This is a genomic window from Vibrio sp. FF145, from assembly GCF_041439075.1.
Lineage (GTDB): Bacteria > Pseudomonadota > Gammaproteobacteria > Enterobacterales > Vibrionaceae > Vibrio > Vibrio tasmaniensis_A.
Window position 1 is genome coordinate 185,779 of sequence record NZ_JBGONH010000001.1, and the last position, 11,800, is coordinate 197,578.

14 protein-coding genes are annotated in these 11,800 nt (G+C 44.7%); 5 read left to right on the top strand and 9 right to left on the bottom strand.

Annotated elements, in window-relative coordinates:
* Nucleotides 1-152 precede the first annotated feature (152 nt).
* The 3 genes from ACED42_RS00845 (at nucleotide 153) to ACED42_RS00855 (ending at nucleotide 2,585) form a co-directional block, all read left to right on the top strand.
* Nucleotides 153-1,472: an ABC1 kinase family protein gene (locus ACED42_RS00845; RefSeq protein WP_371700982.1), complete on the top strand. Its 1,320-nt coding sequence runs from the start codon at nucleotides 153-155 to the stop codon at nucleotides 1,470-1,472.
* Nucleotides 1,473-1,575: 103 nt separating this feature from the next.
* Nucleotides 1,576-2,121 carry a glutathione peroxidase gene (locus tag ACED42_RS00850; RefSeq protein WP_371700984.1) on the top strand — a complete coding sequence of 182 codons (546 nt, stop codon included), beginning with the start codon at nucleotides 1,576-1,578 and terminating at the stop codon, nucleotides 2,119-2,121.
* The gene (locus tag ACED42_RS00855; RefSeq protein WP_012604467.1) at nucleotides 2,118-2,585 is read left to right on the top strand and encodes a DUF3429 domain-containing protein; all 468 of its coding nucleotides are present in this window, start codon (nucleotides 2,118-2,120) and stop codon (nucleotides 2,583-2,585) included. Before ACED42_RS00850 ends, ACED42_RS00855 begins: the two co-directional genes overlap by 4 nt.
* A gap of 113 nt (nucleotides 2,586-2,698) precedes the next feature.
* On the opposite strand, the gene ACED42_RS00860 is transcribed toward ACED42_RS00855, so the two are convergent.
* From ACED42_RS00860 to ACED42_RS00875, 4 genes are all read right to left on the bottom strand, one after another.
* Complete coding sequence (locus tag ACED42_RS00860) at nucleotides 2,699-3,313, bottom strand: LysE family translocator (protein WP_012604468.1); 615 nt, start codon at nucleotides 3,311-3,313, stop codon at nucleotides 2,699-2,701.
* A 97-nt stretch (nucleotides 3,314-3,410) separates the two neighbouring features.
* Entirely contained in the window at nucleotides 3,411-3,743 is a 333-nt protein-coding gene (locus ACED42_RS00865; RefSeq protein WP_009847226.1) for a hypothetical protein, read from the bottom strand.
* A gap of 136 nt (nucleotides 3,744-3,879) precedes the next feature.
* Complete coding sequence (locus ACED42_RS00870) at nucleotides 3,880-5,316, bottom strand: lipopolysaccharide biosynthesis protein (RefSeq protein ID WP_371700986.1); 1,437 nt, start codon at nucleotides 5,314-5,316, stop codon at nucleotides 3,880-3,882.
* 16 nt (nucleotides 5,317-5,332) lie between these two features.
* On the bottom strand, nucleotides 5,333-6,259 hold the full coding sequence (locus ACED42_RS00875; RefSeq protein WP_371700987.1) for a glycosyltransferase family 2 protein: 927 nt from the start codon (nucleotides 6,257-6,259) through the stop codon (nucleotides 5,333-5,335).
* Nucleotides 6,260-6,575: 316 nt separating this feature from the next.
* On the opposite strand from ACED42_RS00875, the gene ACED42_RS00880 reads away from it, so the two are divergent.
* Nucleotides 6,576-7,724, top strand: a complete 1,149-nt coding sequence (locus ACED42_RS00880) for a glycosyltransferase family 4 protein (protein WP_371700989.1) — start codon at nucleotides 6,576-6,578, stop codon at nucleotides 7,722-7,724.
* 196 nt (nucleotides 7,725-7,920) lie between these two features.
* Here the strand turns inward: ACED42_RS00880 and ACED42_RS00885 are convergent, their stop codons facing one another.
* The 5 genes from ACED42_RS00885 to ACED42_RS00905 all read right to left on the bottom strand — a co-directional run bounded on the left by ACED42_RS00885 (nucleotide 7,921) and on the right by ACED42_RS00905 (nucleotide 11,189).
* Nucleotides 7,921-8,694, bottom strand: coding sequence for a viroplasmin family protein (locus ACED42_RS00885; RefSeq protein WP_371700991.1), 774 nt, complete (start codon nucleotides 8,692-8,694; stop codon nucleotides 7,921-7,923).
* Nucleotides 8,695-8,775: 81 nt separating this feature from the next.
* Nucleotides 8,776-9,081, bottom strand: a complete 306-nt coding sequence (locus tag ACED42_RS00890) for an NIPSNAP family protein (protein WP_102249511.1) — start codon at nucleotides 9,079-9,081, stop codon at nucleotides 8,776-8,778.
* Between the two features lie 56 nt (nucleotides 9,082-9,137).
* Nucleotides 9,138-9,467 carry an AzlD domain-containing protein gene (locus ACED42_RS00895; protein WP_009847233.1) on the bottom strand — a complete coding sequence of 110 codons (330 nt, stop codon included), beginning with the start codon at nucleotides 9,465-9,467 and terminating at the stop codon, nucleotides 9,138-9,140.
* Nucleotides 9,468-9,469: 2 nt separating this feature from the next.
* Entirely contained in the window at nucleotides 9,470-10,198 is a 729-nt protein-coding gene (locus tag ACED42_RS00900) for an AzlC family ABC transporter permease (protein WP_371700993.1), read from the bottom strand.
* A 157-nt stretch (nucleotides 10,199-10,355) separates the two neighbouring features.
* A complete protein-coding gene (locus ACED42_RS00905; RefSeq protein WP_135384730.1) occupies nucleotides 10,356-11,189 on the bottom strand; it encodes an AraC family transcriptional regulator in 834 nt (277 codons plus the stop codon).
* 237 nt (nucleotides 11,190-11,426) lie between these two features.
* On the opposite strand from ACED42_RS00905, the gene ACED42_RS00910 reads away from it, so the two are divergent.
* Nucleotides 11,427-11,765, top strand: coding sequence for a hypothetical protein (locus ACED42_RS00910; protein ID WP_017087188.1), 339 nt, complete (start codon nucleotides 11,427-11,429; stop codon nucleotides 11,763-11,765).
* Nucleotides 11,766-11,800 lie beyond the last annotated feature (35 nt).

Genomic DNA, 11,800 nt, shown 5'->3' on the forward strand with positions numbered 1-11,800 from the left:
GGTAACCGCGACTTTTAACCAAATAAACTTCATGTTTTGTCCTTTAAATTCTGTTTACTGTTTCGCGAGACAAGTTACCACAACAAAACATTCGGTTGGGTAATGATTTATAGAACTTTGTAGTGAGTCTTGATAACTAAGTGAGAACCTTTATGTCGGCAAAAGAAAGAAATCTACCTACCCATCGTATTTCAAGATTCAGTAAGTTCGCGTCTCTCGCCACTCGAGTAGCCGGAAGTGTCATCACTGAAGGCACGAAACAGCTCGCGCAGGGAAACAGACCCAAAGCAAAAGACTTGGTATTAACACCTCAAAACATTGCTCGGCTCACCGATCAACTGGCCCATTTACGCGGGGCGGCGATGAAGCTCGGTCAAATGCTATCAATGGATGCAGGCGATGTCTTAGAACCTGAATTAGCCGACATTCTTTCTCGCCTGCGTTCAGACGCTGACCCACTGCCAGCCAAACAGCTCAGCCAAGTGTTGGAAAATTCACTCGGAATCAACTGGAAGGCGGAGTTTATCTCCTTCAACTTTAAGCCCATCGCCAGTGCTTCCATCGGTCAGGTTCACCAAGCGTATAGCGACTCTGGAGACAAACTTGCCATAAAAGTCCAATACCCAGGCATTCGAAAAAGCATCGACAGTGATGTGGACAACGTTGGTACATTGCTCAATATTGTTGGGTTGATACCAAAGTCAGTCGATTACAAAGGCTTGTTAGAAGAGGCAAAAAAACAACTACATGATGAAGCCGACTATGCTCGCGAGGCTGACTATGCGACTCGTTATCACAATGCATTAAAAGAACATTCTCACTTCGTTGTACCTAAAATTCACCCTCAAATGTCTTCAGAATCAGTGCTCGCAATGGACTTCATTGAAGGCGTCTCGATAGAGCAAATAGAAGGTTACGATCAAAGCACTCGCGATTTTGTCATGCACAGCTTGCTCGAGCTTCTGTTCAGAGAGTTATTCGACTTCAAAATGGTGCAAACCGATCCCAACTTCGCCAACTATCTTTACGTTGAAAACACGCGACAGATTGGGCTGTTAGATTTTGGGGCAACCCGAGAATACAGCGGCCGCTTCAGTGATGGCTATCGTTTGGCCTTTACCTCTGTTGTTAATCACGATGAACAAGGACTCAACAAGGCGTTAGAGCAAATTGGATTCTTTAGCGAGACCATCCTCCCAGACCAGCGCCAAGCGATTCTCAACTTAGTGAAAATGGCCTGTGAACCTATGTTAGTCGACGAAGACTACGATTTTAAAGCCAGCGGACTCGCTCAACGACTTCGTGAAGCTGGTACCATCTTGAGCATGGAACAAGAGTATTGGCATACGCCACCAGCAGACGCTCTATTCCTCCACCGAAAGATTGGAGGCATGTACCTGCTGGCATCTCGCCTTGGAGCCAAGGTAAACATCAGGCGCTTGGTGGCGCCCTATTTGCTAAGCGACAATTGACACTTAAACGATAGCTGATACTTAAGCGATTCTGGTCTTTAAAGTGATCATTTCAAGTCGCTGAACAGTAATACAGTTATGCCAATTAAAATGAGTCAGACTTATGAAACATTCACTGCTGTGCTCCACCACCCTAATCGCGAGCCTAACAAGTTCATTCGCTTTTTCAGCAAGCTGCCCAGAGATACTCAAAGGCAAACAAAGAGTGTTAAATTCAAACGAAGAAATTGAGCTGTGTGAAGAGTTTCAAGGTAAGACTTTATTGATCGTAAATACGGCAAGCCAATGCGGTTTCACACCACAATTTAAACAACTAGAGCAATTGCATCAGACCTATAAAGATCAAGGTTTCACGGTTGTCGGCTTTCCAAGCAACGATTTTCGTCAAGACAGAGGAAGCGAGGAGCAATCCGCTAAAATCTGCTACCTAGATTATGGCGTCACCTTTCCAATGATGGCGCGCGCTTCACTCTCTGGGCCAGACGCAAACCCAGTCTTTGCCGAAATCCAACAACAAGCCGGTATCAAACCAAAATGGAATTTCTACAAGTTCTTGGTCAGCAAAGAAGGCAAAGTGATAGCAACCTTCCCGAGTTCTACATCGCCAACCAGTAGTACCCTCAAAAATGCGATTGAGCAACAGTTATGAGGTCGGGTTACATGGAGACAACTCAAACACGCAACACCATGGCCAAGCTCGGTTATATGGGTTTAATCCCCTTTTTATTCGGTCTACTATTATCACTCACCGACAGCCAAGTCTTTAGCTTGAGCGGAGAAACACTCTTCATCACCTACAGCGTGGTTATCTTGAGCTTTTTGTCGGGCATCTTGTGGGGCAATGGGATAGAGAACTTCGAAAGCCAATCCAGCAACAAGGCTCTGATTCTAAGCAATGTTATTGTGTTGGCAGCGTGGCTAGCCGTGCTGCTCGGTGAGCAACAAGAGTTCCTCACCACTCTGATTCTGATCTTAGGCTACATTGCGGTTTGGCGAGCGGAAAGGTCAATGAGAGAAGAAAACCAAAGTGAAGGCCCCGATGGCTATTTTGATATGCGAACCCGACTGACCTCTAGTGTCGTATTAATGCACGGTATCGTGATGTTGACCTAGGCGTACGTACGCCCATATTTAAACCGGCATCAAGAAGTGGGATCTAGATAGGCACTCTCTTCTTTAATGGCACCAAAACCATCGACAAATACAACTCACAAACCAGTCAATTTCTACTGACGGCTCACCAATAAATTCGCACCAGACAAGGCAAGAAACACAGAACATGCTTTGTTGAAACGCTTGGCCATCTGAGGTTTTGAAAACCAATGTCGTAGATATAAGCCAAAGGCGGCATAGATAGAAATTGCGAGCATTTCTAATACAAGAAACGTACTTCCCAAAACAAAGAATTGAGTATTTACGTTCGCAGAAACATCGACAAATTGAGGAAGGAATGCAGTGAAAATGAGTATCGCTTTTGGATTGCCCGCCGCGAGCGCGAACTCTTGTTTAACAAGACCAAACCAGTTCTTATTTCGCTCGATATCCGCGACCGGGCTGGCTTGAGATCGCCATAGGTTAAACGCGATCCACAACAGATACATCGCGCCAAATAGCTTAATAAGGAAAAACAAAGTTTCAGAGGTATAAAGCACGACAGCCAAGCCGGATGCAGCCAAAGCAATCATGCCAGAAAAAGCGAGGATTCGTCCTAGGCCTGCGACAAAGGCGGCCTGAAATCCGTAACAACGGGCGTTGTTCATTGATAACAAATTGTTTGGGCCCGGTGTCATGTTGAGCGCGAAACAAGCGGGGATGAATAGCATTAACTTCCAGATTTCCATTTTTCGTCCTTGTTAAAAACTTCGTAAATATTTAATCAATGAACGAACGCAGAAAGCTCTGTATTTCCGCTTCACATGCCGCCATTTTAATTAATCATTACTCGACAATATAATGCTCCTCGTCTGGTTCAATCAAATTGTCTGCAATACCAATTTCGCCCGCGATGAAAATCGCACTCGCTATCGTTTCTAATGTTTTATTCGGCTCTCGATCCGGTACTTCGCCCACTTCAGGAACGGGCTGCGATCGCGAGATTGAATTACAAACGACACTTTCACAAACGATATTGTTTTGTTCCTGTCGAGAAACCTCAGGCGGCTTGAAACCCGATGAATTGAAGTCGGGAGTATCAACACTCTCGGTTGCAAAATGAGAATCACTGTATGAGGCAGCTGAAAACAGAGAGAGGAGCAGCATCCACTTATTCATATATCTTTCCATAGTTAGCATTCACTAGATTTATAAATACTATCTAATTAAAATAATTATGAACAGTGTTTTATTATCATTAATTCATATTTCCCTAGACGCTTATCAGAATATCCGCGCTCTGGGTGAAATCGGTTCAACTTACGTGGGAATGTTTGCCTAACGTGAGCTTATCGAGCAACGCTTGTGGAACAGGAATAACAGAGTATCGAACAAAGACGACTAACGTCACTATTGCCACAAAACTGCCTAAAACAAAGTCATGAACATCGACCAGCACCCAACCAAGAAGCCGGTCACTGGTAATCGCAAGTATGGCGATACTCACCGCAGCCATCCATTTACGATGATCGTAAGGCAAGTACTCCATTTTTTGGCTCACAATATAAAGCAGTGACAGCCTCACGGCATAAGTACCACAAAGCACCACTACCACGGCCCACACGCCATAAATCGGTGTCACAACAAAATAGCCAATGGTTGCTAAGATCGCACAACCACCCTGTATCCACATTTGCGACTGACTTGAGTCACCGCTAAAACAACCGAGGTTAAGGTAATCTCCTGCATTCTTAATCACGCCAATGGCCAAGAGTGCTACAACAATCGTGCCTGCATATTGATAACTGCTTGGCAAAATCAAAGTAATAAAACCAGGTACAGTAAGGATCATCAAACAACCCAATACAATGGCCAGATTAACACCGACTAGCGCTCTGTCCGCACACTCTTTCTTACCATCAGGTTGTTGCAACATGGCCACTCGGTTTGGAAACCACCACAGAGCATAAGGCTGCAGTAGCAAACCAAGAAGCAACGCAAATTTGCCACTGACCGCATAAATCGCAAGTTCTTCAACACCAACAAAGCTTGCCATCACCCAGCGGTCTAGCCCTGTAATCATATATATTGAAGCGCCACCAACTAACGTGGGCAATCCAAATTTTAGGATCTTAGCGGAGTATTTGAGGCTGCCAAATGAGCCCATCTCCTGCCATTGATAACGCAGTAAACACAGCAACAACAACACACTCGAAACAGCGGAAGATATGAGTACACCATCAATACCATAACCCGCTTCAAGCAGTACAAACGTCATAACAGCTTGCACACTCGCCTTCATTACGTTGAGCATGCAAAAGCGCTTAGCCATCGCATTCATTCGCATCAGTGTTAGCGGGATAGAAATCGCACCATCTAACATGGTCGGTATTAACAGAAGTAGGATCTGATAGGGCTGGAACTCGACAGGAAGCATCAGTAAGAGTAGTGGCATACTAAGAGCAATTACGCTTCCCCCGAGCACACACACTAAAACACTCAGCGTGAAACAGTTCGAGACCAGCTTTCTCTTTTCTTCAGCCTCAGCGACACCCACATATCGATACATAGCTTCAACAATGCCGAAGCTAAACAGAATTGTACCGATGTCAGCCAACAAGACGATGGCTTCTAAAGAACCGTATTCAACCAACGTCATCTTATGGGTGATATAGGGGATCATCACGAGCGAGATCCCTTTCATCATCACGATGCCGATGGCGTAATAGGCCGACTGTTTTAATGAACCCATAGAAGTCACCTATTCCTTACAATGCAGGCATTAGGAAACTTTTACAGTCCCCAAGAAGATGTCGTAAGGTTCTTTTTTGAGGAGCCAACGCTAACGAGCGAATGCTATAAGAGATGGCTCGTCGGTTCTGTTGTAAGCCTCTGTAATAGTCGGCGTAACCTTCTAGTATTCTTGCCTTTGCAATTTTGAAACTGGACGTCGGTAGGTTCCATCGTTGATTGTCATTTTGGTAACGCAGGAGAATGGTCTCTATAGACTGCAAATTTCTCAATTTAAGACTTTCAGTTTGGGTAACAGAGCTCGCTCTCATCAAGTAACCAACCTGCACGGAATTCAACACACCAATCTGATGATTTTCACTCATTCGAAGCCACAGTTCCCAATCTTCTGCATATTTTATATCAGGATTAAAGCTGTCTGTTTGAGAAAACACATCCGCTTTCACCATCACCGTTGATGTTCCAATGACATTGTTTTCAATGATGAACTCTAATGGGTTTTCTATATTGATAAACGCTTCATCTTGGTCTTGAAACTGCGACCAATAACTAAAGCAATCGACTATCACTTGGTAATCTTCAGTAAGGTGCTCGTAGTTAGTAAAGCTCATCGCGAGATCTGGGTATCGTTGATGAAATTCGAGTTGGCGCTCGATTTTTTCTGGAAACCAGAAGTCGTCTGCGTCTAGAAAAGCGATGTATTCACCGGTCGCCTTTTCAATCCCTAGGTTTCTCGCTTGAGGCGCACCCACACCCAAAGTAGATAAGGTAATAATGCGTTCATCTTCTATCGAAGCGAGATACGTCGACGTTCCATCGTTGCTGTTATCGTCAATGACAATGAGCTCAACATCTTGATGAGTCTGCTTCAGTACGCTGCCAATTGCCTTCGGCAGGTAATCCAAACAATTGTAGGTAGGAATAACAACACTTACTTTAGCCATAATGACGCCCTCAGATTTATACGTTATATGGCTGACGTTGCATGTTCTATGCCGAGAGTGCCTTGCTATGAAATCACTTTTAGATCAGTCGCCTACACGCCTATTCTCAAAATGACGACCAAACACTGCCAGTCGAAAAACCTACTACTCCAATTTGATTATCAATTTGAGAAAACGAGCGACTTCTTAAGGGATAACCTTCGGAAAACCATCGAAAAGCCCTCCAAAGCTACGATTTTATCTTGGTTCGTATCTTGCTTTATTGGTTATTAACTTGGCTTGATAGCTTTAGTCATATGGATTTGAGGAGTAAGGAATGAAGAAAGTAGCATTTGTGGCACCAACCTACCCTGTACTCAGTGAGACCTTCATTCAAACAGAAGTCGACTCTGTGAAAGCGTGTGGGCACGATGTTTGTGTAATGACGTTCGAAATTGAAAACAGCGAAAAACAGTTCGACTACGACATTGTCGAAATAGGCAATAATGTTCGGATGGGTAAAGTCGCCAGCATTAATTGGATAGGTTTCATCAAGGCTATCTCATTTATTTCCAAGCAAACCAGTATGCCCAAAAAATCACTGTTCGCTTATGGATTCAAACTGGCGCTGCAACTCGCCGAGAACGACGTCGAACACGTTCATGCGCATTTCTGTCAGCACACTACAGCTCACGCCATCGTCGCGGCAAAGCTTCTGAACATAACCTGCTCGTTCGTTGCTCACGGTCATGATGTTTACGAGTTCGCTTATGATATTGAACAGAAGATTTCGTCGAGTGATTTTGTGGTCGCAGTGTGCAAAGACATGCTCACCGACTTCAATACCATGGCTAAAGGCAACATTAAACTCTTGCACTGTGGGGTAAATACCAAACAATTTCAACTACACCCAAAAACCGAAGCTAAGCAACTTCGTCTCGTTTTTCTTGGCCGATTAGTGGAGCAAAAAGGCATCCACCATCTTATTGATGCATTGGCACCGATTGCCGAACCTCTCGACATTCATCTCGATATCATCGGTACTGGCGATTTAGAGCAACAATTAAAATTGCAGGTCAAAGAAAAAGGACTTGCTCGAAACGTGACCTTTCTTGGCGCGAAACCTCACGAGTGGGTGAAAGAGAAACTATCGAACTATGACAGCCTAATCGCGCCCTTCTGTTTTTCCGAAACCGGGTGTGTGGATACAGGGCCACTGGTTTTAAAAGAAGCGATGGCCGTGGGAACACCCGTCATTACCACCAACATCATGGGATGCAAAGAGATCGTCTCACCAGAGACAGGTTTTGTGGTTAGCGAAAAAAACGTGGAAGAATTAAGAGAAGCGATTGAGCGTTTCGCGCAGCTGAGCAGTAACGATAAAACATCGATGGGTTTAAAGGCACGTGAGAGAGTGAAAGACAGTTTTAATTCGATCAAACAAGCTCAGCAATTATCTCGTTGGATAGAGAACCCAGCTCAATAAGGAATAGCTCAGACGGCTGAGCATCGCAAGAACGGCTAAGCACCATACGAGCTACTAAGCACATCAAAACAACTGAGCACCACAAAAACAGAAGAGCGCTACATTGATTTGAAATGTAACGCTCAACTTAGCACAGCCTAATGATGGCAACTTATGCTTTCAGTAACTTTTATTAGCTTTTCATTAAGAAGCCTAGCTAGCCGGCTCGAAGTGCCAAAATAGACTCAAGATCTTCGATGTCACCATATAGAGCTAGCTCCTGCTCTTTCGATGAAATAGCCACAATCGACATTCTATCGGCCAATTCGTTACCTTCAATACCAACGTGACCGTTCACATGGTAGATGGTGATTTTTGAAGCCAGTTCTTGGTAGAGAGCATACGCAGGCTTAATAATATCGAGGTTTTTGATCTCGCCGCCCGACTTGGTCCAGCCCTTTTTCTCCCAACCCGTTGCCCACTTAGTAATACAATCTATCGAGTACTTAGAGTCACAATAAATCGCAACAGAGAGGCCTGCGTTTAACTTCTCTTTCGCGAGAACAAACGCTTGCTTAAGCCCATGTAACTCGGCGGTATTGTTGGTACCAACAGGCTGATACAAGCCATACCACAATTCTGTTAACTGGTTGTTTTGGTAGACCGCTAACCCCGTCCCTGCTTCACCAGGATTTGGTTCACAAGCACCATCGGTAAAGATCTTGATATCAAAAGGCATATCTGTGATTTGCTGCTCCGAAAGAGGCGGCACCTTAGCTTTCGTCGCCTTCCCCGCAGAGCTTGGCTTTGTAGCCGAAGAACTTGACACAGACGACGTTTTACCACCGAAAGCAGACTCGGCCTCGCCTAGTGTTGGAAACGATTTATATCTCGCACCAGCAAAACCATCAACTTGCGACTTACACTCATTCCAAGTAGTAAAAATACCCGGTGTACGACCTTTCCAAACCACATAATACTTCTTAGCCAAACTAACTCCTTACCATAACCTAAACACACAAATAGTGAATCAGTACATTAGATGCCACCAAGCTATACGTTGCAAGGTCTATCACTCTAAAACAGGTCTAAAAAAGCTGCGTTCATAACTCACGATGCAATCAACTTCGTCTGCAAATTCAAACGCTTTAATGCACTCAGCATCGCTCAGCGACTTAACCCGATATTCTTCGTAGGCAGTCAAACTTTCAAAGGTAAACAACGCCAATGCAATATTGTTCGCCCCTTCCGACGGTAAGAAATAACCGTTGTGTTGACCTCCGAATTTAGCGACCAGAGGAATCCACATTTTTGCGTATGCCTCAAACTCACTTACCTTTTTAGGATCAATTACATATCGAACATAACAAGTAATCATAGTTATTCAGCCCTTAAATAATAGGAGAAACACAAAGCCGAAGTTGACGTTGAAGCTCAAGAAAAAAGGTAATCAACCGCAACGAGGTTATAGAACAAAAACACGCCCATACTGACGCCAATCGTTAGCAGCACATTGCCTGTTTTCCAAATCAACAGACCTGTGACCACCGCGCCTATCAAGTATGGGTTTTCAAGGCTTGGCCAAAATGTTTGTTCTGGTGCAAATACAATTGGCCCCCAAATCGCAGTCAGTACCGCAGGGCTTGAATAACGCAATAGGCGCCTTGCGGTTTGATTGAGTCGAAGCGGGATTGCAGGCTCAAGAAACAAATACCGACTAAAGAAAACAATCGCCGTCATAAGTAATATCGTTAACCAAATCATCTCTATTTCCCCTCCACGATTGTCTTGTTACCATTGTTTCGCTCTTGGAACGATTCGCTGAAAAAGCCCGCTAACATACCAGCGATCGCTGCAATCATTAGCCCGCCCTCAATATTGTTAACCGACATGGCAACCGAAGTGACCAGTGAAACCACCACACACACAACGACGGGTAGAGTTCGGATTAATGGGAACACCAAGGCGATAAAGGTTGCTGCGACCGCAAAGTCGAGCCCAATTTCATTAAGCGAAGGAATTTGGCTTCCCGCGACAATGCCAGCAAAGCTCGCAATATTCCAAACGAGATAAAAACCGCCGCCTACACCCGCAGCATACCAGCGATTAAATTCTTTCTGAGACTGCCCACTACAAATCGCAAACAACTCGTCGGTGAGCCAAAATCCGAGTAATAGACGCCAACGCGTAGGAAGATGGCTGATTTTGTCACGCATCGATACGCTATACAGAAAGTGTCTAGACGTGATGAATAAGGTAGTCAACAACATGGTGCCTAGACCAATACCCGCTTTAAACATACCCGCAGCGACAAGTTGTGCTGAGCCAGCAAATAGAATAGCCGACATCGCTTGCGCTTGAAGCTGACTCAATCCAGCATCTATCGCATATGAGCCCGCTAGAATTCCCCAAGGGATTACCGCAATGCTCAAGGGCATTCCCGCTAAAACGCCCTTCCATAACTGTGTTCGTCTATCCATTGTTTCACTATCCATATAGTTCTTTTCTCTCTTCACATTGGCTATTCAATGTAAGAAGAGTGGAGTCGGTTCGATTGTACAAACTTGCTCGATTTCATGCCCCTCTGTTTGCCGCACTTAACCGTACTTAACCGCACTTAACACAAGTTAGCCATGCCTTAGCCATGCAAGTTTAGAGCATTTTGATGTATTGCCCCGGCGTGTAGCCATTGGCCTTTTTGAAGTGTCGATGAAAATGGCTTTGATCATGAAAGCCACACTCTTGCGCGGTATCTGAAATCGTATGCCCTTGCTTCAATAACTTACGCGAAAGCCTTAACCGAGATTGGATTTGATACGCATGCGGCGGAAGACCAAATTCTTTCTGAAAAGAACGCACTAAGTGAAACGGGCTCAATGCCGCTAACTTAGATAGTTCGTCTAGCGACACATCGGCTTGTGGGAAATCATCTAAAAACTCTTTCACCAACACAAGCTGGCGCTGAGTTTTCCCATCGAGTTGAGGGTTAAGCGGCGATTTCCCGTGTCGGCTAATCAGCTTAACCAACATCCCGTACATCAAGGTTTCTCTTAACAAACGATTGTCGGATTCATCAATCGTGTTGAAGACCAACCTCAATTGATTGGCGAGTTCAGGGTCTTCAACAACCGCTCTTGGGAAGTAAGGCGCACCGTAGTTCGGTAGGTTAAGCTCTTGAGTGATCTTGGCAAGTTGCTCTGGGAGAGGATACATGGCTCGATATGCCCAACCACCTTCAGTGGCAGAGTGACCGCTATGAACTTCGTCGGCATTGACCAGGATAATCGCATCTTGTGGTGCAATATGATGCCCGCCCGTTCGATAGAAACGCTGAGCGCCCTGCTCAATAACCCCAAGCGTGTAACCCTCATGGCTATGGCGTGAGAAGTTCTGCTTTTCGTATTCAGCATCAAGGATTTCAAGGCCACCGAGCTCTTCCGTTATCTTATATTCGGCCTTTTCTTTAGAGCGCTTCTTGTTCTCCATAACAATTCCCAAGCCTGTTAATTATCGAGCGACTTATCAGTCTACTCTATAGGCTCTTTCAGCTTTTGTACAAAATTGCGCTTTTGTTTGTTAATTCCGTTTTTGTCGTTGCCTTAATAACGCTTTCTAACTGGGAGGAAAGTCTTGGTCTATAACTAGTTGGCGAAAAATTGACAAATTAGTGAGGACATCATGGCAATACTGTCTTCAAATCATCGGCAACAGATCTGATACACCATGAAAAATACGCTAATCCTTTTCTTTTTCCTGAGCCTAACAGGGTGCACTCATAACCAATCCAAAGCACTAAGCATGAACTCATCGTCAGTCAATACGTATCCTCAATCCATGTCGAACCTCCAACTGTGCGACACCTTGTATTACGGGCGATCAAGCAACCAGACACTCGCAGCAATTGGCAGTGAGTTTAATCGAAGAGGATTATCAAAACATTGGTGTGATACCGAAACCAATAAGCTTTATCTAACAAAGACGATTGATTGGGTTGCTGACCAAGTAGAAGACAAAGAAGATTCGGAGGAAGAAGCGTCTGCCGTGGTGTTGCCTGCGAACTGAGAAAGATGAAACATTCTTGAGTAAGAAAAAGACAA